The 25,167-nt window shown below is 70.3% G+C and carries 25 protein-coding genes; 16 read left to right on the forward strand and 9 right to left on the reverse strand.

Going from position 1 to position 25,167, the window contains the following annotated elements; all coding sequences use genetic code 11:
- The first annotated feature begins 51 nt into the window (after positions 1-51).
- The 6 genes from pdxH to BLR02_RS00990 all read left to right on the forward strand — a co-directional run bounded on the left by pdxH (position 52) and on the right by BLR02_RS00990 (position 7,068).
- Entirely contained in the window at positions 52-639 is a 588-nt protein-coding gene (gene pdxH / locus BLR02_RS00965; RefSeq protein ID WP_090659613.1) for a pyridoxamine 5'-phosphate oxidase, read from the forward strand.
- The gene (locus BLR02_RS00970) at positions 636-2,102 is read left to right on the forward strand and encodes a bifunctional aminoglycoside phosphotransferase/ATP-binding protein (RefSeq protein WP_090659616.1); all 1,467 of its coding nucleotides are present in this window, start codon (positions 636-638) and stop codon (positions 2,100-2,102) included. The genes pdxH and BLR02_RS00970 overlap by 4 nt, the downstream gene beginning before the upstream one ends.
- A 33-nt stretch (positions 2,103-2,135) precedes the next feature.
- A complete protein-coding gene (locus tag BLR02_RS00975) occupies positions 2,136-3,014 on the forward strand; it encodes a universal stress protein (protein ID WP_090560526.1) in 879 nt (292 codons plus the stop codon).
- Positions 3,015-3,083: 69 nt separating this feature from the next.
- The gene (locus BLR02_RS00980) at positions 3,084-4,070 is read left to right on the forward strand and encodes a TAXI family TRAP transporter solute-binding subunit (RefSeq protein ID WP_176849315.1); all 987 of its coding nucleotides are present in this window, start codon (positions 3,084-3,086) and stop codon (positions 4,068-4,070) included.
- 35 nt (positions 4,071-4,105) lie between these two features.
- The gene (locus tag BLR02_RS00985; RefSeq protein WP_090659619.1) at positions 4,106-6,022 is read left to right on the forward strand and encodes a TRAP transporter permease; all 1,917 of its coding nucleotides are present in this window, start codon (positions 4,106-4,108) and stop codon (positions 6,020-6,022) included.
- Positions 6,023-6,039: 17 nt separating this feature from the next.
- Positions 6,040-7,068, forward strand: a complete 1,029-nt coding sequence (locus BLR02_RS00990; RefSeq protein WP_090560529.1) for an amino acid ABC transporter substrate-binding protein — start codon at positions 6,040-6,042, stop codon at positions 7,066-7,068.
- An 18-nt stretch (positions 7,069-7,086) separates the two neighbouring features.
- Here BLR02_RS00990 and serA read toward each other — a convergent pair whose 3' ends face one another.
- The 6 genes from serA to aroQ all read right to left on the reverse strand — a co-directional run bounded on the left by serA (position 7,087) and on the right by aroQ (position 12,393).
- Positions 7,087-8,334 (reverse strand): phosphoglycerate dehydrogenase, encoded by a 1,248-nt coding sequence (gene serA, locus BLR02_RS00995; protein ID WP_090560530.1) that lies wholly within the window; start codon positions 8,332-8,334, stop codon positions 7,087-7,089.
- Between the two features lie 68 nt (positions 8,335-8,402).
- Positions 8,403-9,152, reverse strand: coding sequence for a TRM11 family methyltransferase (locus tag BLR02_RS01000; protein WP_090659622.1), 750 nt, complete (start codon positions 9,150-9,152; stop codon positions 8,403-8,405).
- On the reverse strand, positions 9,149-9,820 hold the full coding sequence (gene aat, locus BLR02_RS01005) for a leucyl/phenylalanyl-tRNA--protein transferase (protein WP_090659625.1): 672 nt from the start codon (positions 9,818-9,820) through the stop codon (positions 9,149-9,151). Before aat ends, BLR02_RS01000 begins: the two co-directional genes overlap by 4 nt.
- Before the next feature lie 262 nt (positions 9,821-10,082).
- Positions 10,083-11,435, reverse strand: a complete 1,353-nt coding sequence (gene accC, locus BLR02_RS01010; protein WP_090560533.1) for an acetyl-CoA carboxylase biotin carboxylase subunit — start codon at positions 11,433-11,435, stop codon at positions 10,083-10,085.
- A complete protein-coding gene (gene accB / locus BLR02_RS01015) occupies positions 11,435-11,920 on the reverse strand; it encodes an acetyl-CoA carboxylase biotin carboxyl carrier protein (RefSeq protein ID WP_090659628.1) in 486 nt (161 codons plus the stop codon). Before accB ends, accC begins: the two co-directional genes overlap by 1 nt.
- Before the next feature lie 8 nt (positions 11,921-11,928).
- Positions 11,929-12,393, reverse strand: a complete 465-nt coding sequence (gene aroQ, locus BLR02_RS01020; protein ID WP_090560535.1) for a type II 3-dehydroquinate dehydratase — start codon at positions 12,391-12,393, stop codon at positions 11,929-11,931.
- 167 nt (positions 12,394-12,560) lie between these two features.
- On the opposite strand from aroQ, the gene thiS reads away from it, so the two are divergent.
- The 4 genes from thiS (at position 12,561) to BLR02_RS01035 (ending at position 15,647) form a co-directional block, all read left to right on the forward strand.
- On the forward strand, positions 12,561-12,773 hold the full coding sequence (gene thiS / locus BLR02_RS28355) for a sulfur carrier protein ThiS (protein WP_143018005.1): 213 nt from the start codon (positions 12,561-12,563) through the stop codon (positions 12,771-12,773).
- 2 nt (positions 12,774-12,775) lie between these two features.
- Positions 12,776-13,579 (forward strand): thiazole synthase, encoded by an 804-nt coding sequence (locus BLR02_RS01025; protein ID WP_143018006.1) that lies wholly within the window; start codon positions 12,776-12,778, stop codon positions 13,577-13,579.
- 428 nt (positions 13,580-14,007) lie between these two features.
- Positions 14,008-15,138, forward strand: a complete 1,131-nt coding sequence (locus tag BLR02_RS01030; RefSeq protein ID WP_090659631.1) for a type III PLP-dependent enzyme — start codon at positions 14,008-14,010, stop codon at positions 15,136-15,138.
- A gap of 44 nt (positions 15,139-15,182) precedes the next feature.
- Positions 15,183-15,647: an Lrp/AsnC family transcriptional regulator gene (locus BLR02_RS01035; RefSeq protein ID WP_090560537.1), complete on the forward strand. Its 465-nt coding sequence runs from the start codon at positions 15,183-15,185 to the stop codon at positions 15,645-15,647.
- A 25-nt stretch (positions 15,648-15,672) separates the two neighbouring features.
- On the opposite strand, the gene BLR02_RS01040 is transcribed toward BLR02_RS01035, so the two are convergent.
- Both BLR02_RS01040 and BLR02_RS01045 read right to left on the reverse strand, forming a co-directional pair.
- Positions 15,673-16,521 (reverse strand): hypothetical protein, encoded by an 849-nt coding sequence (locus tag BLR02_RS01040; protein ID WP_090659634.1) that lies wholly within the window; start codon positions 16,519-16,521, stop codon positions 15,673-15,675.
- Between the two features lie 6 nt (positions 16,522-16,527).
- Positions 16,528-18,108: an ABC transporter substrate-binding protein gene (locus BLR02_RS01045; protein ID WP_090659637.1), complete on the reverse strand. Its 1,581-nt coding sequence runs from the start codon at positions 18,106-18,108 to the stop codon at positions 16,528-16,530.
- Between the two features lie 279 nt (positions 18,109-18,387).
- Between BLR02_RS01045 and BLR02_RS01050 the strand changes: the two genes are divergently transcribed.
- Genes BLR02_RS01050 through BLR02_RS30775 form a run of 6 tightly spaced genes read left to right on the forward strand, consistent with a single transcriptional unit; the run spans position 18,388 to position 23,992 of the window.
- Positions 18,388-19,977, forward strand: a complete 1,590-nt coding sequence (locus BLR02_RS01050) for an ABC transporter substrate-binding protein (protein ID WP_090659640.1) — start codon at positions 18,388-18,390, stop codon at positions 19,975-19,977.
- Positions 19,974-20,948: an ABC transporter permease gene (locus BLR02_RS01055; RefSeq protein WP_090659643.1), complete on the forward strand. Its 975-nt coding sequence runs from the start codon at positions 19,974-19,976 to the stop codon at positions 20,946-20,948. Before BLR02_RS01050 ends, BLR02_RS01055 begins: the two co-directional genes overlap by 4 nt.
- Positions 20,945-21,856, forward strand: a complete 912-nt coding sequence (locus BLR02_RS01060; protein WP_090659646.1) for an ABC transporter permease — start codon at positions 20,945-20,947, stop codon at positions 21,854-21,856. The genes BLR02_RS01055 and BLR02_RS01060 overlap by 4 nt, the downstream gene beginning before the upstream one ends.
- Entirely contained in the window at positions 21,853-22,833 is a 981-nt protein-coding gene (locus tag BLR02_RS01065; protein WP_090560543.1) for an ABC transporter ATP-binding protein, read from the forward strand. Before BLR02_RS01060 ends, BLR02_RS01065 begins: the two co-directional genes overlap by 4 nt.
- The gene (locus tag BLR02_RS01070) at positions 22,830-23,867 is read left to right on the forward strand and encodes an ABC transporter ATP-binding protein (protein WP_090659649.1); all 1,038 of its coding nucleotides are present in this window, start codon (positions 22,830-22,832) and stop codon (positions 23,865-23,867) included. The genes BLR02_RS01065 and BLR02_RS01070 overlap by 4 nt, the downstream gene beginning before the upstream one ends.
- Positions 23,864-23,992: a hypothetical protein gene (locus BLR02_RS30775; protein ID WP_256336718.1), complete on the forward strand. Its 129-nt coding sequence runs from the start codon at positions 23,864-23,866 to the stop codon at positions 23,990-23,992. Before BLR02_RS01070 ends, BLR02_RS30775 begins: the two co-directional genes overlap by 4 nt.
- Here the strand turns inward: BLR02_RS30775 and BLR02_RS01075 are convergent.
- The gene (locus tag BLR02_RS01075) at positions 23,977-25,161 is read right to left on the reverse strand and encodes an MFS transporter (RefSeq protein WP_218127834.1); all 1,185 of its coding nucleotides are present in this window, start codon (positions 25,159-25,161) and stop codon (positions 23,977-23,979) included. The two genes, BLR02_RS30775 and BLR02_RS01075, sit on opposite strands and share 16 nt — an antisense overlap.
- Positions 25,162-25,167: the final 6 nt, after the last annotated feature.

Here is a 25,167-nt window from a genome sequence, read left to right on the forward strand (position 1 = left end):
CCAGCGGGCAAGCCTTAGGGCCCGCACCCCTCGTTACCCGGGATTTCCGCCATGGATCGAAGCGACGCCGACCCCTATGCCCGCTTCGAGGCCTGGATGGCGGAAGCCGCGAAATCCGAGCCGAACGACCCGAATGCCGTCTGCCTTGCGACCAGCACGGCCGATGGGCGGCCCTCGGCCCGCATGGTGCTGCTGAAGGGCATCGATCCCCGCGGCTTCGTCTTCTACACCAATCTCGAGAGCCGCAAGGGCGGGGAGCTCACGGCCAATCCCGAGGCGGCGCTCTGCTTCCACTGGAAGACGCTGCAGCGCAGCGTCCGGGTCGAGGGGCGGGTCGAGCAGGTCTCGGATGCCGAGGCGGATGCCTACTATGCCTCCCGCGCCCGCGGCAGCCGTATCGGTGCCTGGGCCAGCCGGCAATCCCGGCCGCTGGAGGGCCGCTTCGCGCTCGAGAAGGCGGTGGCGGAATTCACGCTGAAATTCGGCATCGGCGAGATCCCGCGCCCGCCTTTCTGGTCGGGCTTCCGGGTGCTGCCGCGCCGGATCGAGTTCTGGCGCGACATGCCCTTCCGCCTGCATGATCGGCAGGTCTTCCACCGCGAGGGGGAAGGCTGGCGGATCGAAGCGCTCTACCCATGACCATCCCGGCCGGGCAGGCGGAGGTTGCCGCCCTGCTCGGGCGGCTGACCGGCGCAGCGCCGATCGAGACGCATATCTCCGCCGTCTTCGTCGGGCCGGAGGATGCCTACAAGTTGAAGAAGGCGGTCGCCCTCGGCTTCCTCGACTTCACAACCCTGGCCGAGCGGGAGCGGCTGCTGCGGCGGGAGCTGGTGCTGAACGCGCCCTTCGCCCCCGACCTCTACCGCGACGTCGTGCCGGTGACGCGCCCCCCCGATGGCGGCCTTGCCCTCGGCGGGGCCGGTGAGGCGGTGGAGTGGGTGCTCCGCATGGCACCTCTCGCGCCCGGGCATTTCCTCGACCGCATGGCCGGCGAGGGCCTGGAGCCGGCGCAGCTGGATGCCATGGCCGATGCCGTCGCCGCCATGCATGCGGCGCTGCCGCCCCAGGCGTCACCGGACTTCGCCGCGGTGATCGCCGGCAATGCCCGTGCCGCCCTCGCCGCCGGCCTGCCTGCGCCACGCATCGAGGCCTGGGCCAGGGCGGCGCAGGCGATGCACGGGCGGCTTGCGGCCTTGCTGGCTTCGCGTGCCGCCGAGGGGCGGGTGCGCCGCTGCCATGGCGACCTGCATCTCGGCAACCTTTGCCTCTGGCAGGGACGGGTGACGCCCTTCGACGCGCTCGAGTTCGACGAGGCGCTGGCGACCATCGATACCGGCTACGACCTTGCCTTCCTGCTGATGGATTGCGAGCACCGGCTCGGCCGGGCCGCCGCCAACCGCCTGCTCAACCGGTATGTCGCCCGCAGCGGCGATGCCGGGCTGGCGGGCGCCCTGCCGCTCTGGCTCTCGGTCCGCGCCGTCATCCGGGCGCATGCGGAGGCGAAGCGGGGCGGCGACGGGCTCGGCTACCTCGCCCGCGCCGAAGCGCTGCTGCGGCCCGCGCTGCCCCGGCTGGTGGCGATCGGCGGGTTGCAGGGCACGGGCAAGAGCCGGCTGGCCCGCGCCCTGGCGCCCGGCCTCGGCCCGGCCCCTGGCGCGCTGGTGCTGCGCTCCGACGAGATCCGCAAGCGCCTGGCCGGCGTGCCGCCCGAGCACCGCCTGCCGCCCTCGGCCTACACGCCGGAGGCCAGCGCGGCCGTCTTCGCCGAACTCGCGGCCCAGGCCGGGGCGGTGCTGTGCGCCGGCCATGCGGTGGTGGCCGACGCCGTCTTCCTCCGCCCGGAGGAGCGGGCCGCGATCGAGGCCGCGGCGCGGGATGCGGGCCTGCCCTTCGACGGGCTCTGGCTGGCCGCGCCGCGCGCCGTGCTGGAGGCGCGCATCGCGGCACGCACCGGCGATGCCTCGGATGCCGATGTGGCGGTGCTGGCCGCCGCCGCCGGGCGGGACCCCGGGCCGCTCACCTGGCGGGTGCTCGACGCCAGTGGGGATCCCCTTCCGGCGGCCCGCGAAGCGCTGGGCTGCAACGGTGCCGATCCGTGCTAGAACCGCCCTTCCTGCGCCGTTAGGAGACGCGCCATGGCCTATCGTCGTCTGCTGCTGCCCCTCACCGGCACCGCCGCCGGGGAAGCTGCGCTCGCCACCGCCCTGATGGTGGCACGCATCTGGAATGCGCATGTGCATTGCCTGCATGTCCGGGTCGATGCCCGGGATGTCGCGCCGCTGGCCGGCGAGGGCCTGTCCGGCGCGATGATTGAGGAGATGATGGCAGCGACCGAGCGGGAGAGCGGCGACCGCGCCGGCCGCGTCCGCGCCCTGTTCGACCGCTTCGCCGTGACCTCCGGCGGCGTCGCCATCGCCGACAGCGCCGAGACGGCACTGAAGACGGACGGTCCGACCCTGTCCTTCGAGAGCATCGCCGGCCGCGAGGAGGATGTGGTCGCCCAGCAGTCGCGCCTCTACGACATGGCGGTGGTGCCGCATCCGGAGGCGGATGAGGATGTCTCCTCCTCCGACGCGCTGCATGCCGTGCTCTTCGATTCGGGCCGGCCGGTGCTGATCGCGCCGCGCCAGGTGCCGCAGACCATCGGCACCCGCGTCTGCTGCGCCTGGAACGGCTCGGCCGAGAGCGCCGCCGCCATCGCCGCCGCGCTGCCCTGGCTGCACCGGGCCAATGCGGTCCGGCTGCTCTATGCCGACGAGTACCAGCGCCGCGGCCCCAAGGTGGATGGCATCCGCAGCTATCTCCGCTGGCACGAGATCGAGGCCGAGCCGGTGCTGTTCAAGCCGCTGACCAAGGATGTCGGCGCCGGCCTGCTCGGCGCGGCGCGCGACTTCGAGGCGGACCTGCTCTGCATGGGCGCCTACAGCCATTCGCGCCTGCGCCAGCTGATCCTCGGCGGCGTCACCCGGCACATCCTGGAAAACAGCGACATGCCCGTCCTGATGTGCCGCTGATCGAGGCCGGTTGCGGCGGCCCGCTCACGGCCGCATGATCCCGCCCCGGTTTCGGCTGGGAGAATGATGATGAGCCCGATCTGGACGCGACGCAGCCTGGCTGGCTGCGCGCTGGCACTGCCCTTCATCCGCACCGCGCGGGCACAGCAGACGGTGGAATGGGTGGCCGGCTCGCTCGGCGGCGGCTGGTACACCATCGCCGCCGGCCTCTCGGCGCTCATCAAGGACGAGAACCCGGATGTCCAGATCCGCGTCGTCCCGGGCGGCGGCCTCGCCAATTCCACCCGCGTCAACCGCGGCCAGTCGCAGATGGGCTGGGGCATCGACACCTTCGCCGCCGCCGCCCGGGCAGGGGAGGAGCCCTATTCGGAGAAGCACGAGGCGCTGCGCTGCCTCGGCACCGGCTATTCGCCGACGGAATTCCACTTCCTTCGCCGCACCGATGGCGGTCCGCAGGACATGCGCGCCATCCTCACCCAGAAGGGGCTGCGCATCGGCTGCCCGCAGCGCTCCTCCACCGATGAGATGACCCTGCAGCGCATCCTGAAATTCCTCGGCACCAGCCCGGACAGGATCCGCTCCGAGGGTGGGCGCTACCTGAACGGCAGCTACGCCGATATCGGTTCCGCCTATTCGGACGGGCAGGTGGATTACCTCTTCGCCGCCCTGGCCCGCCCGGCCGCCATCTTCAGCGAGATCGCCCAGGGGCGGCGGACCGGCCAGCTGGTCGAATTCCCGGCCGATATCCGGAAGCACCTCATCGACCAGTATGCCTATGCCGAAGGGATCATCCCGGCCGCCACCTACCCGGCGCTGCAATCGGGCGACGTGCCGGTGACGCTGATGGACAGCGTGCTCATGGTGCATGAGAGCCTGTCCGAGGAGGTGGCCTACAAGGTCACCCGCACGCTGATCCGCAACAAGGGCGCGCGGCTGACCGCCATCCATGCCAGCATGGCCGCCTGGGACCCGGTGGCCTCGGCCAGGTACAAGGGCGTGCCGCTGCACCCCGGCGCGATCAAGGCCTTCAGGGAAGCCGGCGCGCTGCCGGCCTGAGGCCAACCGGCAAGGTCCTTGCATACTGCGGAGCCATGATGCGCGACCTTGCCGGACCCCTGAAGCTGATCGTCACCCTGTGGCTGGCCGCGGCCTCGGCCATCCACCTCTATTTCGGCGGCTTCGGCTTCCCGGAGCCGATCACCCTCCGCGCCTTCCACCTGCTCGTCTTCGTCCCGCCGCTCTTCCTGCTCTACCCGGCGCGGCCCGGGCGCTCGCCCGAGCGCCGGCCGAGCCTCGCCGACTGGCTCTGGGTGATCGCCGCCGCGGCGCCGCATGCCTGGGTGATGTGGCACTGGGCCGAGGTCTCCGACCGGATGGAATATGTCGATCCCTTCGGCTGGGAGATGATGGTGCTCGCCGTGCTGGCGATCGTCACCCTGCTCGAGGCGACGCGGCGGGCGGTCGAGGTCGGGCTCGCCTGGATGATCGTCATCTCGGTCGCCTACATGGCCTTCGGGCATTACATCCCGGGCCTGCTGAACAGCCGGCCCTTCTCGGCGGCCGAGATCCTCGAGGCCTCCTGGCTGGTGCCGACGGCGGGCGGCGTCTACGGGCCGCTGACCGGCATCGTCGCCACCACCATCGCCGTCTTCATCGTCTTCGGCGCCTTCATGCAGGGCAGCGGCACGGGGCGCCTCTTCACCAATCTCGGTGCCGCCGCGGCCGGGCGCTACACCGGCGGGCCAGCGAAGGTTGCCGTCGTCACCTCCGGCCTGTTCGGCACGATGAGCGGCAGCAGCGTCTCCAACGTCATCACCACCGGCGCCATGACCATCCCGCTGATGATCCGCATCGGCTATCGCCCGGTCGTCGCCGCCGGGATCGAGAGCGCGTCCTCCGTCGGCGGCGCGCTGATGCCGCCGGTGATGGGCGCCGCCGCCTTCGTCCTCGCCGAGATCACCGGCATACCGTACGGCGAGATCGTCGTCGCCGCCGCGATCGGCGCGGTGCTCTACTACTTCGCCATCCTCGCCGCGGTGCATTTCGAGGCGAAGAAGGCCGGCATGGCGCCGATGGCGCTGCGCGACATCCCCGCCTGGCGCGAGGTGGCGCAGGATGCCCATCTCGTCATCCCCATCGCCGTCCTGGTCTGGCTGATGATGGACCGCTGGAGCGGCAACTACGCCGCCTTCTGTGCCACCCTCGCCATGGTCGGCATCGCCGCGCTCCGCCGCCGCAGCCGCATGGGCTGGCGGCAGGTGCTGGAGAGCCTGACCAATGCCGGCCTCACCATGGCGCCGCTCGCCGTCTCGATCGCCGGGGCCGGCATCGTCGTCTCGGCGCTGACGGCGACCGGCCTCGTCGTCGCGCTCGGCGGCATCATCAAGGATCTGGCGGGGGGGAATTTCGCCCTGCTGCTGATCCTGCTCGCCATCACCGTCCTCGTCCTCGGCATGGGCATCCCGACCACGCCGAGCTACATCATCGCGGCTGCCATCGGCGTGCCGCAGATCCTCGATCTTGGCTCCAAGGCGCTGGGCTTCTCGCAGGCCGAGCTGCTGCTGCCGGCGCATCTCTTCATCTTCTACTTCGCGGTGCTGGCCGATGCCTCGCCACCCGTGGCGGCCGCGGCCTTCGCGGCGGCGGCCATCGCCCGCGCCTCGCCGCTGATGGCGAGCATGCATGCGACGCGGCTCGGCATCGCCGGCTTCACCGTCGGCTTCGCCTTCCTCTACGACCCGGGGATCATGCTGCGCGGCTCGCTGCTCGACATCCTGGTGGCGACAGGCATCCAGCTGGGGGCGCTGACGGCGATCTGCGCGGCCTATGCGGGTTTCCTGCTGGCGCCGATGGGGCCACCCCTGCGGCTGCTGCTGGGCGCGGCGGGGCTCTTCGCCGCATTCTATCATGGCGTGCCGGATGCGGTGCGGCTTGCCATCGCCCTTGGCGTGCCGGGGGTGATGGCGCTGGCGCAGCGCATCCGGCTGCCGCGGCCGGTCCGGCCCTGACCCTTCGGAGACTGTCGATGCTGAAGACCATCCTGCTTGCCACGGCGCTGCTGGCGCCGGGCCTCGCCGCCGCGCAACAGGCGTCGAGCCCGGGCCCGACCCTCGCCACGGTGCGGGCGCGCGGTGCCCTGTCCTGCGGCATCTCGACCGGTGACCCGGCCTGGAGCCAGCCGGACAGCCGCGGCGTCTGGCAGGGCATGGATACCGATGTCTGCCGCGCCATCGCCGCCGCGGTGCTCGGCAGCGCGGAGAAGGTGGTCTGGCAGCACCTCACCGGGCAGAACCGCTTCCCGGCCCTTGGCTCCGGCCAGGTCGAGGTGCTGACCCGCACCACCACCTGGACCTTCGCCCGCGATTCGATGCTTGGGCTGAATTTCACCGCGCCGAATTTCTACGACGGCCAGGGCTTCCTCGTGCATGCCGAGAGCGGCATCACCAGCAGCCGCCAGCTCGACGGCGCCACCATCTGCTTCGTCTCGGCCAGCACGCATGAGCTGAACCTGCAGGATTGGTCGCGCAGCCAGGGCATCCGCTTCACCCCGGTGATCTTCGCCGACAAGGACGAGGCCCGCCGCGCCTATGAGAGCAACCGCTGCGACAGCTATACCGGCGATGCCAGCCAACTCGCCGCCGTCCGCAGCGCCTTCCCCGAGCCGGCCAGGCATGTGCTGCTGCCCGAGCGCATCAGCAAGGAACCCTACGCCCCCTCCGTCCGCCAGGGCGATGACCAGTGGTTCGACATCGTGCGCTACGTGATGTTCGGCCTGGTGGAGGCGGAGGAGCTCGGCATCACCCGCGCCAATGCCGACCGCATGCTGGCCGAGAGCCCGAGCCCGGCGGTGCAGCGCCTGCTCGGCAAGACGGGCGATCTCGGCCCGACCCTCGGCCTCGACCGCGCCTGGATGCTGAACGCCATCAAGGCGGTCGGCAATTACGGCGAGATCTATGAGCGGCACCTGGGCAAGGGCAGCCCGGTGGGGCTGCCGCGCGGGCTGAACGACCTCTGGACCCGCGGCGGGCTGATGGTCTCGCCGCCTATGCGGTAGGGCAGGGGGCGGCGCCCACTACTCCCGCTCGTAGATCAGCCGGGCCCGGACGGTGCCCGGCAGGGCCCGAAGCTCGGCCAGGATTGACTCCGCCTGGTCGCGCGCCTCGACGCTCTCGACCACGACGTAACCGAGCTCGGCCTGGGTCTGGTAGTACTGCGCGGCGATGTTGAGGCCGCGCCGCCCGAAGGCCTCGTTGATGCGGGAGAGCATGCCCGGCGTGTCGCGGTGGACATGGATCCAGCGCGCGCCGGTCGCCCGTGCCGGGAGCTGCACCTGCGGGAAATTCACCGCCCCCATCGTCGCACCGGTGTCGCTGAAATCGATCAGCTTGCGCGCGACCTCCTGGCCGATGCGGGACTGCGCCTCCTGCGTGCTGCCGCCGATATGCGGCGTCAGGATCACGTTGTGCAGGCCCTGCACCGGGCTCCTGAAAGGCTCGCCGTTGCGCGCCGGCTCCTCGGGGAAGACATCGGCGGCGAAGCCGAGCAGGTGCCGGTCGCGCAGCGCCTGCGCCACCGCCTCGAGATCGACCAGCGAGCCGCGGGCATTGTTGATGAGGATGGAGCCGGTCCTCATCCGGGCGACCTGGGCCGGGCCGATCATGCCGACCGTGTCCGATGTCTCCGGCACGTGGAGGGTGACGATATCAGCCTCGGCCAGCAGGTCGCCGAGGCTGGCGCAGGGCCGCGCATTGCCATGCGGCAGCTTGGTGGTGTGGTCGAAATAGATCACCCGCATGCCGAAGGCCTCGGCCAACACCGAGAGCTGGCTGCCGATATTGCCGTAGCCGACGATGCCGAGGGTGCGGCCGCGCACCTCGAAGCTGCCCTCGGCCGACTTGTCCCAGCCCCCCTGATGGGCGGAGCGGGAGCGGTCCGGGATGCCGCGCAGCAGCATCACCACCTCGCCCATCACCAGCTCGGCGACGGAGCGGGTATTGGAGAAGGGCGCGTTGAAGACGGGGATGGCGAGCCGCGCCGCCGTCTCGAGATCGACCTGGTTGGTGCCGATGCAGAAGCAGCCCACGGCGATCAGCCGGTCGGCGGCCCCGAGCGCCGCGCCGGTGAGCTGGGTGCGCGAGCGGATGCCGAGCAGGTGGACGCCGTGCAGCGCCTCGGCCAGCGCCGGGCCGTCCAGTGCCTTCGCCACGCGGGTGACGTTTTCGTAGCCGGCGGCGGCCAGCAACTCCACGGCGCTGTCGGAGATGCCTTCCAGCAGGAGGACGCGGATGCGGCCCTTGGGGAGGGAGAGGCGGTCGGACATCAGGCGCTCCGAGGGGAGGGTACAAGGGCGCGCTTCTTGCGCCCTTACCGACCGTCCGCCAAGCCCGGCTAGCGGGGGGGCAGATCCCTGCTGCGGTAGCGGCTCACCGCCTGCCCGGCCGGGACCTTCTGGAACACCAGGAAATAGCTGTGGTTCTTCCGGGCATGCACCTGCCGCAGCAGCCGCGCCACCCCCGGCCGGTTGGGCCGCACCAGCACGAAGAGGTCCCGGGCATAGAAGCTGAGCTCGGCCAGGCCGGCGACGATCTGCACATGGGTCAGTTCCTGCCGGTTGGCGCTGACCTCGTCCTGGCATTTGACGATGAGGATCCCATGGTCCCGCAGTACCCGCCGGGCCTCCGCCGCCGCGGCGAGGTACAGGTCGAGCACCGCCTGGTGCCAGCGGCCGCCGCCCGGAGCCTCACCCGCACCGCCGGCGGCGTAATAGGTTCGCAGCCCGGCATGGGTGCCAAGCCCGCCCCGCGTCGCCGCCTTCGGCCGCAGCAGCCCTTCCATATAGGGCGGGTCGAGCACCACCGCGTCGAGCGCGTCATCGGCATGGGGCAGGGCGCGGCAATCCGTCCCGGTGGCGAGGTCGGAGGGCAGGAGGTGGTAGAGCCCCTTCGGCACCTGCTGCCAGAACACCCCCTGGCCATAGGTGACATCCGCGATGACCGAGCCGGGCGGGACATGGAGGGCGAGGATCTGCGGGAAGAGGGCGGCATTCCCCCCGGCATGGGCCGACAGCACCACATCGGCCGTCGCGCTGCCGCCCTGCACGCGCCTGGCCCGTGGCGGCACCTCCGCTGCATCGCTCATGCGGCGTGGCTGGGGCGGAGGGCGCGGATTTCGGCCTCCAGCAGGCCGGGATCGGGGGTGATGAACCAGTCCGCCCGCATCGCCACGGCATGGGCGAGGCGGCGCTTGTAATCGGCGCGAGGGATCTCGTGGGCGCCGAACTGGGCCAGGTGCTCGGTCAGGAACTGGCTGTCGAGCAGGGTGAAGCCGCCGAGGCGGAGCCGTGCCACCAGATGCACCAGCGCCACCTTCGAGGCATCCCGCACCCGGCTGAACATGCTCTCGCCGAAGAAGGCGGCGCCAAGCACCACGCCATAGAGCCCGCCGACCAGCCGGCCCGCCTGCCAGACCTCGATGGAATGGGCATGGCCCTGGCGGTAGAGGGACAGGAAGAGATATTCGATCTCGGGGTTGATCCAGGTATCCTCCCGCCCCGGCGCGGCCGCGGCACAGCCGGCGATGGTCGCGGCGAAATCGCGGTCGGCGGTGACCTCGAAGCCGCTGGAGAGCGCGGTGCGCATCAGCCGCTTCGGCAGGTGGAACCCCTCATCGAGCGGGATGATGCCGCGCCGCTCCGGATCGAGCCAGTAGAGCCGGTCGCCGCCACGGCTCTCCGCCATGGGGAAGAGCCCGGCGCGGTAGGCGCGGAGCATGAGGTCCGGGGTGATGTCGATATGGCGCCGGCTCACTCGCCGATCACCGGATTGCCGGTCCCCGCATTGCCGGTCCCTGGCCGGCCCTTCCCGAGCCGTGCCATCGGGACGGCGCCTGTCAGGCCGGGCTGCACCTCAGTCCCCATTCGCGCAGGCATGCAGGGGAGGGCATGCCGCCACCTGGCCCGGATGCGGGCAGGCGGGCCGCTCGGCTAGGCACACCCAGGCTCCGGCGATGCGGTGCTGCGACATGGCGGCAGGATAGCCAGCCGCCCGTGCCACCGCCACCGTTTCCCCTTCAGCCCTGCGCGAGCCTCCGGGCGACGAAGCGCTCCAGCCAGTGGATCGTGTAGTTCCCGGCCTGGAATTCCGGGTCCTCCATGATGGCGAGGTGCAGCGGCAGGGTGGTGTTGATGCCGTCCACGACCATCTCGGCCAGGCTCCGCCGCAACCGGGCAATCGCCTCGGACCGGGTCGCGCCATGCACGACGAGCTTGGCGATCAGGCTGTCGTAATGCGGCGGCACCGCATAGCCGGAATAAAGCGCGCTATCCACCCGCACGCCGAGCCCGCCCGGCGCGTGATAGGTGTGCACCCGGCCGGGAGAGGGGGCGAAGGTGTCGGGGTCCTCCGCGGTGATCCGGCATTCGATGGCATGGCCATGGAAGCGGATCTCGGACTGGTCGTAGCCCAGCGCCTCGCCGGCGGCGACGCGGAGCTGTTCCTTCACCAGGTCGATGCCGCAGACCATCTCGGTCACCGGATGCTCGACCTGCAGGCGGGTATTCATCTCGATGAAGGCGAACTGCCCGTCCTGCCAGAGGAACTCCAGCGTGCCGGCATTGCGGTAGCCGAGCTCGCGCAGGGCCCGTGTCACCTGGGCGCCGAGGGCATCGCGCTCCGCCGCGTTCAGCACGGGCGAGCCGGCCTCCTCCACCAGCTTCTGGTGCCGGCGCTGCAGCGAGCAGTCCCGCTCGCCGAAATGCACGACATGGCCGTGGGTATCGGCCAGCACCTGCAACTCGATATGGCGCGGCCGGTCGAGGTACTTCTCGAGATAGACCTCGTCATTGCCGAAGGCGGCCTTGGCCTCGGTGCGGGCGACGCGCCAGGCCTCCTCGAGCTCGTCCTCGGAATGGGCGACCTTCATGCCCCGCCCGCCGCCGCCGGCGGCAGCCTTGATGAGGACCGGGTACTTCACCTCGGCCGCGACCTGCCGTGCCTCCTCGATGGAGGACAGGGCGCCGAGGCTGCCGGGGACGAGCGGCACGCCGAGCCGGCGCATCGCGTCCTTGGCCTGGATCTTGTCGCCCATCATCCGGATATGCGCGGGCGAGGGGCCGATGAAGGCGAGGCCGTGCGCCTCCACCATCTCGGCGAAGGAGGCATTCTCCGACAGGAAGCCATAGCCGGGATGCACCGCATCCGCGCCCGTGATGGCCGCCGCGGAGAGGATCGCCGCCACGTTCAGGTAGCTGTCGCGGGCCGGGGGTGGGCCGATGCAGACGCTCTCATCGGCGAGGCGCACATGCATGGCGGAGGCATCGGCCGTCGAGTGCACGGCGACGGTGCGGATGCCCATCTCCTGGCAGGCGCGATGGATCCGCAGCGCGATCTCGCCGCGATTGGCGATCAGGACCTTCCCGAACATCATTCGACGATCAACAGCGGCTCGCCATATTCGACCGGCGTGCCCGTTTCGATCAGGATGCGGGTCACCGTGCCGGCGCGGGGTGCGCGGATCTGGTTGAAGGTCTTCATCGCCTCGATCAGCAGCAGGGTCTGGCCCTGCGCCACCTTGGCGCCGACCGTGACGAAATTCGGCTGCCCCGGCTCGGGCGACAGATAGGCGACGCCCACCATCGGCGAGGCGACCAGGCCGGGATGCTTGGCATCCGGCACCTCGGAGGCCTCGGAGGCAAGGATCGTCGCGGCCGGCGCCGCGGCCGGGGCTGCCATCGGCGCCTGCAGCATGCCGGCGGGCCAGCTGGCGACGGGGGCCGGTGCCGCCGGCTCTCGCGCCACGCGGATGCGGCTGTCCTTCTCGACCAGCTCGATCTCGGTGAGGTCGGTATCCCGGAGGATCTGCGCCAGGGCGCGAATCGCCTCCGGATCGAATTGGATGCCGTTGCTCATGCCTGTTCCTAGGCCTCGTCGTCCGGATCCTCGGCGCCGATCAGCCCGGCCATCGCCTCGAGCGCCAGGGCATAGCCCTGGACGCCGAGCCCGGCGATGACCCCTGTGGCGGCCTTGGAGACGAAGCTGTGCTGCCGGAATTCCTCCCGGCGGTGGATGTTGGTGATGTGGACCTCGATCACCGGCAGGTCGACCGCCAGCAGGGCATCCATCAGCCCGATCGAGGTGGTGGTGTAGCCCGCCGGGTTGATGACGATGCCGGCGGCGCGTCCGCGGCATTCCTGGACCCAGGTGATCAACTCGCCCTCCCCATTGGTCTGGCGGAAGTCGATCGCCAGCCCCAGCCCCTCGGCAATCTCGGCGCAGAGCGCCTCGACATCGTCGAGCGTCGCGGTGCCGTACTTGTCCGGCTCCCGCATGCCAAGGAGGTTGAGGTTCGGGCCATTCAGGACAACGACCAGCGGGGGCGACATGGGGGCTGCATCCAGCGGAGTGGGAAGCGGTTGCGCTAGCACGGAGGGCTTTCCACCCGCAAGCCGAGCCCGCGACGCCGCCGCGCCCACCCGGCCAGCCCCTGGCGAGGCGACGGACCCGGCCGCCCCGCCTTGTCCTCCGCCCCCGGCTTCGCCACATTCCCGGCATGGAGGAGCAGATCCAGATTACCGTGAATGGCGAGCCCCGGCAGGTGCCGGCGCCCGTCACCCTGGCCGAGCTGCTGGACCATATCGGGCTCGATACCCGGAAGGTCGCAGTCGAGCGCAACCTTGAGATCGTTCCCCGCTCCACCTACGCCGCCACCCGGCTCGCCGCGGGCGACAGGCTGGAGATCGTGCATTTCATCGGCGGAGGCTGACCATGGACGGAACACCGACATCCGCCGTGCCACTCGACGACGCTTGGGAGGTTGCCGGCCTGCGCTTCCGCTCGCGCCTGATCGTCGGCACCGGCCGCTACAAGGACCTTGAGGAGACGGGCCGCGCCATCGATGCCAGCGGCGCCGAGATCGTCACCGTCGCGGTGCGGCGGGTCAATCTCGGCGACCCGAAGGCGCCGATGCTGCAGGACTACGTGGACCCCCGGCGCTATACCTACCTGCCCAACACCGCCGGCTGCTTCACCGCCGAGGATGCCGTCCGCACCCTCCGCCTGGCGCGGGAAGCGGGCGGCTGGAATCTGGTGAAGCTCGAGGTGCTGGGCCCGCCGCCCTTCCTCTACCCGGATATGCGGGCGACCTTCGAGGCGCTGGAGGCGCTGCTGAAGGACGGCTTCCAGGTCATGGTCTATTGCTCGGACGACCCGATCGCGGCCAAGCGGCTCGAGGATATGGGCGCCGTCGCCGTCATGCCGCTCGGCGCCCCGATCGGCAGCGGGCTCGGCATCCAGAACCCGGTGATGATCCGCGCCATCATCGAGAATGCCAAGGTGCCCGTGCTGGTCGATGCCGGCGTCGGCACGGCCTCGGACGCCGCCCTCGCCATGGAACTCGGCTGCGACGCGGTGCTCATGAACAGCGCCATCGCCCATGCCAGGGACCCGGTGCGAATGGCCCGCGCCATGAAGGCGGCGGTCGAGGCCGGGCGCCACGCCTTCCTCGCCGGACGCATGCCGCGGCAATACGCGGCCGATCCGTCGAGCCCGGTGACGGGGTTGATTCGGTAGCCGGCGAACCGTTGCCGAGTCGCTTCCGGCAATTTCCCCGGCTCTTTTGCCTTGGGGCAGGGGGATCAGCGGGAACTCCAGCGGCCTTCCGGCGGAGTTTCCTGCAGGCCTGCGGCTAGGCTGGAAAAAAATCCGGCCAGTCCTGCATTTTCCACTTTCCACCCCTGGGGGCGGGGCCTATATGCCGCCGCAGACGCAGTACGCACGTGCCTCTGGCCCCAGGCCCACGGAACCCCGCGCCCCTCCACAACGGCGCAACGATAAGGTCACCGCGGCGCAAGGTTTACGCAACGACGTCAAGCGTTCTGGCAACCCCGTGGGGCGCAAGCCCTGCGGCTCACTTGGTCGCTGGTTCGTTCGACCGTTTCGTCAATCTGGGGCCGCCGCCCGAACCGGGCCGGTCCTTCCTGTTTGTGAAGGATGGTGCGATGACCCCCAAGGTCTCCCGCTTCCTGCGCGATGTCGCGCCGGCCACACCCTGCCTCGTCCTCGACGTTGATCGGGTCGAGGAGAATTACCGCCGGCTGATGGCCGCGCTGCCGCTCGCCCGCATCTACTATGCGGTGAAGGCAAACCCGGCCGCGCCGGTGCTGGAGCGCCTGTCGGGGCTCGGCTCCTCCTTCGATGCCGCGAGCTTCGAGGAGATCGAGGCCTGCCTCGCCGCCGGTGCACGGCCGGAGGCGATCAGCTATGGCAACACCGTCAAGAAGGAGAGCGCCATCCGCGCGGCCTATGCCGCCGGCGTGCGCATGTTCGCCTTCGACAGCGAGGCGGAGCTGCGCAAGCTCGCCCGCAGCGCCCCCGGCGCGCGCGTCTATTGCCGCATCCTGGTCGGCAATGTCGGCGCCGAGTGGCCGCTGTCGAAGAAGTTCGGCTGCGAGCTGGAGATGGCGCGGGAGTTGATGATCCTGGCCGGCGAGCTCGGCCTCGACCCCTTCGGCCTCAGCTTCCATGTCGGCAGCCAGCAGACGCGGACCGATGCCTATGAGGCGGCGATCGCCAAGGTCGCCATGCTCTTCACCGACCTGCGCGATGCGGGCGTGAAGCTGCGCATGGTCAATCTCGGCGGCGGCTACCCCGTGCGCTACCGCTCCGAGGTGCCGGAGATCGACGATTTCGGCGCCGCCATCATGGGCGCGATGGCCGAGCATTTCGGCAACGCGCTGCCGGATATCGTCATCGAGCCGGGCCGCTTCATCGTCGGCGATGCCGGCGTGGTCAGCGCCGAGGTGGTGCTGGTTTCGCGCAAGGCGAAGGATGATCCGGTGCGCTGGGTCTATCTCGATATCGGCCGCTTCGGCGGGCTGGCCGAGACCGAGGGTGAGGCGATCAAATACGCCTTCCGCACGCCGCATGACGGCAGCGTGGATGGTCCCGTGACCATCGCCGGCCCGACCTGCGACAGCACGGACACGCTCTACGAGAAGTCCAACTACCGCCTGCCCCTCGCCCTCGACAGCGGGGATCGGGTGGAGCTGCTGTCCACGGGCGCCTATGTAACCACCTATGCCAGCCAGGCCTTCAACGGCTTCCGTCCGCTGGCCGAGCACTACGTCTGATTCTTTCCGTTCCCAAGGTTGCTTCGGGCGCATAGTCTTGCGTCATGGATGAGATCGACAGGAACATCACCGTCGCGCTGCAACTCGATGGCAGCGCGGGGTTGGCGGAGCTGGCGAAGGTGGCGGGGCTTTCGGTCTCCGCCACCGCGGAACGGGTCAAGCGGCTGGAGGAGCGCGGCGTCATCCGCGGCTGGCGCGCCGATATCGACCCCGTCGCCGCCGGCTGCCCGCTGCTCGTCCATATCCTCGTCACCGTCGCTCCGGGCCGGGACGAAGCCGCCTTCCGCAAGGCGATGCGGCGGCAGGATGCGGTGCTGGAATGCCACGCCATCACCGGCGACTGGACCTATCTGCTGAAGGTGCGGCTGGCCGACCTGCCCGCCCTCGACGCCTTCCTCAATGACGAGCTGCGGGCGCAATCCGGCGTGCAGCGGGTGGAGACGCTGCTGGCGATCGCCACGGTGAAGGAAACCTCCATCCTGCCCGTCGCGCCGGCGACGGAGGAATAGGCCCCGCCGGCCCCGAGGCCCGGGCTCAGAGCCCGGTCTCGAAGCCAGAGGCGGCGGAGCGTTCGGCGAGGTCGAGGCTCTCGGCGAAATTGTCCCGCTTGGCGAGGTTGCTGGCCGCCAGTTCGCGCAGCTCCCGGCCGGGGCCCGTACCCTCCGCCACCGGTGCCCGGCGCGCCTGAAGCAGGGTGAAGCCGCCTGACTGGGCATAGCCCTGGGCGCCGATCCCGGCATCGATATAGGCAAATCCACCGGTCGATGGGCGCAGCGAGACCTCGGTGCCCGCCGCGACCCGGCCGACCTGTGGGGCACCGAGATCGGGCCGCAGCCTGAGCGCGATGGGGGCGGAGGCCACCGCGCGGGCCGGTGCCTCGCGCGCCGCACGCTCGGCGAGGAGGGCGGCATTCGTGCCCGGGGCCAGGCGCTCCACCGCCGCTTCGATTCGGGTGCTGCGCTCGGTCAGGCGGTTGCGGAATTGCCGGGCGCGGGCCAGGTCGCCGTTCACATGCCCGCTCGCCCTGGCCAGGCGCCGCGAGGCCTCGGCGGAGCGGATCGCCCCGCTGGCGGCATCGGCCCGGATCACCCGCACCTCCGTCCAGCGGCAATAGAGCAGGGCGTCGAAGGCGATCTGCAGCCGCTCGAGCGCGGCATTCTCCCGGCGCAACTCGGCCGCGAGCTCCGCCGCGCCCGGCGGGTCCTGGCGGCGCGGCGGCTCGCCGAGGAGATCGCCTGCCGAGACGAAGACGACGACCTGCGGCCCGCAGGAATCGGCCGGATCGGCGCCTGTCACCCTTGGTGGCGAGGCCGGCGCGGGCGGGCGCGGGATGCAGCCGGCCGCTCCCAGCGCGAGGAGGCCGAGAAGCGCGGGCCGCAGCACCGGCGCCTACTCCGCCCGCACCGCCATGGCGGTGGTCCGCTCGTCCATCCGTGCCTCGTAGCGCAGGCCGCGGCGCAGCGCCCAGGAATTCACCAGCTGGAAGAGCGGGATGATGGCGACATCATCCGTCACCGTTTTCACCGCCTCGCGCAGCATCCTCTCGCGGGCCGCGTCGTCGATGGTAGCGGCGGCGCGGCTGGTGAGGTCGTCGAGCGCCGGGTTGGAATAGCGGCCGCTGTTGCTGGCGCCGGTCCGCCGCTCGCGATCGAAGGTGCCGAGGATGTTGACCAGCGCATAGCTCGCCTCGCCGGTCACGCTGCCCCAGCCCGAGAGGCGGATGGCGTATTCCTGCCGGTTGGAGCGCTGCGAGAAGCTGGCCCAGGGCACCGCCTCCACCTCGGTGCGGATGCCGACGCGGGTGAACATCTGCGCCACCGCCTGCGCGGTCTTGCTGTCATTCGGGTAACGGTCGTTCGGGCTGTGCAGGGTCATGCGGAAACCCTGCGGGAAGCCCGCCTCGGCCAGCAGGCGCTTGGCACCGTCCGGGTCGAAGGCGGTCGGGCGGACATCCGGGTTGTAGCCGAAGGTCCCCTCGGGCAGCCATTGCCCGGTGGGCTGGGCGGTGCCCTCCATCACCCGGTCCGACAGCGCCTGGCGGTTGATCGCCATGGACAGCGCGCGGCGGATGCGCAGGTCGTTGAAGGGGTTCGCCGCCAGCGGCTTGCCTTCGTTGTCGCTGACGAAGGGCACGTCGCGCTGCCGCGAATGGTCCATCACCAGGTAGATGAGGCGCAGGCCCTGGATCTCGGAGACGGTGACCTTCGGGTCCCGCTTCATGCGGTTGAGGTCGGTCGAGGGCACCTGGTCGATCAGATCCACGTCGCCGGCCAGCAGCGCGGCCGTGCGCGCGCCGTCATTGCCGATGAAGCGGTAGTTCACCCGCGCCCAGGGTTCGCGCTCGCGGAAATAGGCCTCGTTCCGCACCAGCTCGGTCCGGTCGCCGGAGCGGTAGGCGACGAGGCGATAGGGGCCGGTGCCGATCGCCGCCTTGCCGCTGTTGAAATCCTCGGTGCCGGCACCCTCCGCGGCATGGCGGGCGATGATGGCGACGGAGGCGAGCTCGGTCGGCAGCAGCGGGTGCGGCCGCGCGGTGTGGAAGCGGATGGTCAGCGGGTCGATGACCTCGACGCGCTCGATGGCGCGGACGAAGCCGCCGAAGCCGCCCGGGCTGCCCGGAACGTTCGGCGCGCGTTGGATGGTGAAGGCAACATCCTCGGCGGTGAAGTCGCGCCCGTCATGCCACTTCACGCCCGGCCGCAGCTTGAACTCCCACACCGTGTCGGACACCACGCGCCAGCTCTCGGCGAGGCCCGGAAAGGGCTGCGCCCGCGCATCCCGCTCCACCAGACGGTCGAAGATGTGCAGCGACAGGCTGTTGTTCGGCGAGGCGTTGTAGAAATGCGGGTCGATGGAGGTGACCGCCCCGCCGATGCCGATATTGAGCGTGGTGTCCGCAGTCTGCGCCCAGGCCGGTGCGCTGAACATCAGGGCGGCCAGGCCAAGGCCGGGGGTGAGGCGAAGGGTCATGGGTGTCTCCAGGATCGGGCAGGAGACTACCGGCCGTTGCGGCCTCCGCCAACGGCTGGCATCCGCCTTGCGAGCGTGCGACCCCGTGGCATCAATGGCAAGGGAGGTGGCTCTGCGCTGCACGCATTCGCGCCAACCCCGCCCGCGCCTGCCGCAACCCTGGGCGTCCCGCCCGAATCCTGACCGTCTGTGCCGCCTGCTTGCGGCCCTTGGCGGGAAGCTGGCGAGAGGATGACCGGAATGCTAGGTTTTCAGCCGCTGGGGCTTCCGAGGGACATAATGACTGGAATTCGTCACGCGGCCGGTCTGGCCGCTGGTCTGGCAATTGCCGGCCTGGCCTTGGGGCCTGCCGCGGCGCAGACCCTCACCATGGGAGTCGGCGCTCCGGTCACCTCCATCGACCCGCATTATCACCAGCTCTCGCCCAATACGGCGGTGGCCGGGATGATCTTCAGCGCGTTGACGGCGACGGACGGCCGTGCCCGCATCGTCCCCGACCTCGCCGAGAGCTGGCGGCCGATCTCCGATACGGTCTGGGAGTTCAAGCTGCGGCAGGGCGTCACCTTCCATAACGGCTCGCCCTTCACCGCCGAGGATGTTGCCTTCACCTTCGAGCGGGTGCCGAAGGTGCCCAACTCGCCCTCCTCCTACGCCATCTACACGCGGCCCATCACGCGGGTGGAGATCGTCGACAGCCATACGCTGCACCTGCACACGGCCGTGCCCTATCCGCTGATGCCGACCGACCTCGCCAGCGTCATGATCCTCGATCGGGAGACTCATGCGACGGCGACGACCGAGGGCTTCAATGCCGGCCCGATGGCGATCGGCACCGGCCCCTTCCGCATGGTCAGCCACCGCAACGGCGACCGCATCGAGTTCGAGCGCAACAGCACCTATTTCGGCACCCAGCCGGCCTGGGCGCGGGTCAACTACCGCATGATCACCAATGACGCGGCCCGCACCGCGGCCCTGCTCGCCGGCGATGTCGATGTCATCGATCAGGTGCCAACCAGCGACCTCGCCAAGCTGCGCGGCGATCAGCGGCTGACCCTGGCCGAGACCACCGGCCTTCGCCTCATCTTTCTCGGCCTCGACCATATGCGCGAGGATGCCTCGCCCTTCGTCACCGACAACGAAGGCAAGCCGATCGCGCGCAACCCGCTGAAGGATGTCCGCGTCCGCCGCGCGTTGTCCATGGCGATCGACCGCGGCGCGATCACCGAGCGGGTGATGGAGGGCGCCGCCATCCCGGCCGGGCAATTCCTCCCCGAGGGGAGCTTCGGCTATGTCCCCGGGCTGAACCCGCCCCGGCCCGACCCCGAGGCGGCGCGGAAGCTGCTGGCCGAGGCCGGCTATCCGCAGGGTTTCCGCATCACCCTGCACGGGCCGAACGACCGCTACCCGAACGATGCGCGCATCATCCAGGCCATCGGCCAGATGTGGACCCGCGCCGGCATCCGCACCGCGGTCGAGGCGCAGCCCTGGACCACCTTCGTCGGCCGCGCGGCGCGGCAGGAGCTGTCGGCCTTCCTGATCGGCTGGGGCACCAGCTCCGGCGAGGCCTCGAACCCGCTGCGCAACCTCACCGCCACCTTCGACCGCGAGAAGGGCTACGGTGCCTCGAATCGCGGCCGCTACTCCAACCCCGAGGCGGACCGCATCCTGGAGCAGGCCATGCGCGAGCTGGATGACGCCAGGCGCGAGGCCCTGCTGCAGCAGGCGACGCGCGTCGTCTTCGAGGATGTCGGCATCGTGCCGATGCATATCCAGAGGAATGCCTGGGCCATGCGCCGCGGCTTCGCCATGGAGGCCCGGGCCGATGAGCTGACGCGCGCGCAGGACGTGCGCCCGGCTGCCGCCCGATGACCGCCTTCCTCCTCCGCCGCCTGATCCAGGCGGCCGCCGTCGTCCTCGTGATGTCGCTGCTGGTCTTCCTCGGCGTCTTCGCCGTGGGCGACCCGGTGGAGATCCTCATCAGCCCCGAGGCCGACCAGTTCGAACGCGAACGAGCGATCAAGGCGCTCGGCCTCGACCTGCCGCTGTGGCGGCAGTACCTCGTCTTCCTCGGCAATGCGCTGCAGGGCGATCTCGGCCGCTCCTTCGTCTTCAACGAGCCGGCGCTGAAGCTCATCCTCGAGCGCATGCCGGCGACGCTCGAGCTCGCCATCGGCGCGACGCTCGCCGCGCTGATCATCGGCCTGCCGCTCGGCCTTTATGCCGGGCTCAGGCCGAACAGCGCGATGAGCAAGGGGATCATGGCGACCAGCATCCTCGGCTTCTCGCTGCCGACCTTCTGGGTCGGGCTGATGCTCATCATGGTCTTCGCCGTGCAGCTCGGCTGGCTGCCGAGCACCGGTCGGGGCGAGACCGTCACCATTCTCGGCATGCGCTGGTCCTTCCTCACCCGGGACGGCATCGCGCATCTCATCATGCCGGCGTTGAACCTCGCCCTGTTCAAGATCAGCCTCGTCATCCGCCTCACGCGCGCCGGCGTGCGGGAGACGATGCTGATGGATTACGTGAAATTCGCCCGCGCCAAGGGCCTCAGCCCGGCCCGCGTCACCTTCGTCCACGTCTTCAAGAACATCCTGATCCCGGTCGTCACCGTGGTGGGCCTCGAATTCGGCGGCACCATCGCCTTCTCCGTGGTGACGGAAAGCGTCTTCGCCTGGCCGGGCATGGGCAAGCTCATCATCGACAGCATCAACGTGCTCGATCGGCCGGTGATGGTCGCCTACCTGATGATGATCGTGCTGCTCTTCATCACCATCAACCTGCTGGTCGACATCACCTACTCCCTGCTCGATCCCCGGGTGCGGCTGGAGAGCAAGTCATGAGCACCACCATCGCCGCCGCGCCGCCGGTCCCGAAGGTCGAGACGCCGCTCCAGCGCTTCGTCTCGGAATTCGTCGCCTCCCGCATCGCGCTCTTCGGCCTCGTTGTCTTCCTGGCGATCGTCGCCATCGCGGTGCTGGCGCCCTGGATCGCGCCGCAGAACCCCTATGACCTCGCCCAGCTCGACATCATGGACGGGCGCATGGAGCCGGGCACGGTCGGCGGCGCCGGCTTCACCTACTGGCTCGGCACGGATGACCAGGGGCGGGACATGCTCTCCGGCATCATGTACGGGCTGCGCATCTCGCTCATGGTGGGCGCGGGCTCGGCCATCATCGCCTGCCTGGTCGGCGCCTCGCTCGGCATGCTGGCGGCCTATGCCGGCGGGCGGACCGACAGCCTCATCATGCGGCTGGTCGACCTCCAGCTCTCCTTCCCGGCGATCCTCGCGGCGCTGATGATCCTTGCCTTCCTCGGCAAGGGCATCCTCAACGTCGTCTTCGCCCTGGTCATCGTGGAATGGGCCTACTACGCCCGCACCGTCCGCGGCTCCGCCCTGGTGGAGCGGCGGCGGGAGTATATCGAGGCCGCGCAATGCCTGGCGCTGCCCACCCGGCGCATCATCTTCCGCCACCTGCTGCCGAACTGCCTGCCGCCGCTCATCGTCGTCGGCACCATGCAGGTGGCCCGCGCCATCGCGCTCGAGGCAACGCTCTCCTTCCTCGGCCTCGGCGTGCCGATCACCGAGCCCTCGCTCGGCCTCCTCATCTCCAACGGCTATGAGTACATGCTGAGCGGAAAGTACTGGATCAGCTTCTACCCCGGCATCGCCCTGCTGGTGACCATCGTCTCCATCAACCTGGTCGGCGACCAGTTGCGGGATGTGCTGAACCCGAGGCTGAAGAAATGAGCGCCCCTACCCTCGAGGTACGGAACCTCAAGACGCATTTCTTCACCCGCGCCGGCGTGGTGAAGGCGGTGGACGACGTCTCCTTCACCGTCGAATCCGGCAAGGTGCTCGGCCTCGTCGGCGAGAGCGGGTCTGGCAAGACCGTCACCGGCTTCTCCATCCTCGGCTTGGTCGATGCCCCCGGCCGCATCGCCGGTGGGCAGATCCTGTTCAAGGGCCGCGACCTGGCGACGCTGCCGGAAGCCGAGATGCGGGGCCTGCGCGGCAACCGCATCGCGATGATCTTCCAGGACCCGATGATGACCCTCAATCCGGTCCTGCGGATCGACACGCAGATGATCGAGACGGTCCAGGCGCATGCCAAGGTCAGCCGTGAGGAAGCCCGCCAGCGCTCGCGCGACGCGCTCGGGCAGGTCGGCATCCCGAGCCCGGACGAGCGGCTGAAGGCCTACCCGCATCAATTCTCCGGCGGCATGCGCCAGCGCGTCGCCATCGCCATCGCGCTGCTGCACAAGCCCGACGTCATCGTGGCCGACGAGCCGACCACGGCGCTCGACGTCACCATCCAGGGCCAGATCCTCGCCGAGGCGCAGAAGCTCTGCGCCCAGTTCGGCACCGCCCTGGTCTGGATCACGCATGACCTCTCGGTCGTCGCCGGCCTCGCCGACGACATCGCGGTGATGTATGCGGGCAAGGTGGTCGAGAGCGGGCCGGTGACGCAGGTGCTCGACGCCCCGCTGCATCCCTACACGCTCGGCCTCATCGGCAGCGTGCCCAGCCGCAACAAGCGGGGCGAACCGCTGCGGCAGATCCCCGGCATGACTCCCTCCCTGCTCAACCTGCCGGCCGGCTGCGCCTTCCGCTCCCGCTGCCCCCGCGCCGAGCCGGGCTGTGCGGAGCCACCGCCCATGGCGGAATACCGTCCGGGCCAGCATGCCCGCTGCATCCACCCGCATCAGGAGGCCGTCGCGGCATGAGCCAGACATTGACCGCGCCACCCGCCGTCGCGACCCTGGCCGAGCCGATCATAGAGCTGCGCGGCGTCTCCAAGCGCTTCTCGAAGACGCTCGACTTCGCCGGCCGTATCGCGCAGCGCCTCGGCGCCAAGCTCCGGGACGAGGTGGTGCATGCGGTGGACGGCGTCGACCTCACCATCCGCAAGGGCGAGGTGGTGGGCCTCGTCGGCGAGTCCGGCTGCGGCAAATCGACCCTTGGCCGCATGGTCGCCGGCATCATGCCGCCGAGCGATGGCACCATCCTGTGGCGCGGGCGCGACCTGCGGAGCCTGAACGCAGCCGAGGCGCGGAATGCCAAACTCCGCACCCAGATGATCTTCCAGGACCCCTATGCCTCGCTCAATCCGCGGCTGAAGGTGCAGGAGATCGTTGGCGAGGCGCCGCTCTTCCATGGCATGGCCCGGCGCAACGAGATCGAGATCTATGTCGATGAGCAACTCCGCCGCGCCGGCCTCGACCCGGCGCTGAAGCGGCGCTACCCGCACCAGTTCAGCGGCGGCCAGCGCCAGCGCATCGGCATCGCCCGGGCGCTGGCGGTGCAGCCGGAATTCCTGGTCTGCGACGAGGCGGTGGCGGCGCTCGACGTCTCGATCCAGGCGCAGATCCTCAACCTCTTCATGAAGCTGCGGCGGGAGCTGGACCTCACCTACCTCTTCATCAGCCATGATCTCGGCGTGGTGGAGCACCTCTCCGACCGTGTCGTCATCATGTATCTCGGCCGGGTGGTGGAGGAGGCGCCGGCGGAGGAGGTCTTCCGCCACCCGAACCATCCCTACACCAAGGCCCTGCTCGCCGAGGTGCCGCGCATCGAGGCCCGCAAGCGCGCCTTTGCCGGGGTGAAGGGCGAGATCCCGTCTCCGCTCAACCCGCCGAGCGGCTGCCACTTCCACCCGCGCTGCCCCTTTGCCTTCGACCGCTGCAGGATCGAACGTCCGGCCCTGAAGCAGATCGCGCCCGGCCATCGCAGCGCCTGCCACCTGAATGACGCGGCATGAGGGCGCTCATGCTCCTTGCCCTGCTGGTCCTCGCCGCCTGCCAGTCCGGCGGCGGCGGGACGAGCGGCCCCTATATCGGCGGCTCGGTCGGCACCAATCTGCGCCAGGATCAGCGGCTGCGCTGAGCGGCCGCCAGGGCGAAGCAGGCGGCGCCGCAGGCTCCCAACCCAGCCAGCAGCCAGGGGACCGGGCCATAGCCGCCCGCGCCCTCCGAGATCAGGGCGATCAGCACCGGCGCCAGGGTGCGCGGCAGCACGGTCACGGCGCTCAGCGCACCGGTGATGGCGCCATAGCCCTCCCGTCCGAGGATCTCGGCGACGCCGGCGGCACGGACGATGGTCATCAGCCCGTCCGCCATGGCCCAGGCCAGGATGTAGAGGATCAGCCAGCCGAATTCGGGCGGCGCCACGGCCAGCAGCAGCATGGCGACGGGGAGCAGGGCCGAGGCAAGGCGCCCCACGCCCCGCATCGTCACCCGCCGTCCAAGGGCGAAGAGCGCCGCCCGCGCCGCCACCTGGAATGGCCCGTGCAGCGAGACGAGGGCGATGACGGAGGCTTCCGGCAGCCCCCGCTCACGCAGCAGCGGGATCGCATGCGCGCCGAGCCCGACGCCGATGAAGGCATGCGCCGCCAGCGCCCCGGCCAGGCCGAGGAAAGCCGGCGTCCGCATCGCCCGGCCGAGATCGAAGCTGCCGCCGTCCCGCACCCCTGCCTGCGGCTGGTCGGGCGGCAGGAGCCAGAGCGCCAGGACACCGGGGATGGCCTGCAGCCCCGCCAGCACCAGCAGGGCATCGCGCCAGCCCCACAGCTCGATCAGCATCGCCGTGAGCGGCACGAAGACGGTAGCGGTGAAGCCGGTGACGAAGGTGATGCCGGTGATGGCCCGCACCGGCTCCCGCGCCAGCTTGACGACCACTGCCATCGCCGGCGCCCAGAGTGCCGCCGCCTGCACCAGCCCCATCCCCGCCCAGATGGCCCAGTAGACGGGGAGGGAGGAGGTCTGCGACCAGGCCGCGAGCAACACCGCGCCGCCCCAGCCGCCGAGTGCCAGCAGCCAGCGCCCACCACGCCGGTCCACCCAGCGCCCGGCCGGCACCGCGGCGAGGCCTGAGACCAGCAGGGCGAGCGTCAGCCCGGCATTGAACTCCGTCCGCGTCCAGCCGAGTTCCGCCTCGATCGGTGCGCCGAACAGCGGGAAGGCGGAGAAGAGCGTACCCCAGCCGATCAGCTGCCCGATGGCGATGCAAAGGATGAGGCGGCGATCCGAGGCCGGTCTTTCGCCGGGGCCCGCCATTTCGGG

The sequence above is a fragment of the Belnapia rosea genome, assembly GCF_900101615.1.
Taxonomy (GTDB): Bacteria; Pseudomonadota; Alphaproteobacteria; order Acetobacterales; family Acetobacteraceae; genus Belnapia; species Belnapia rosea.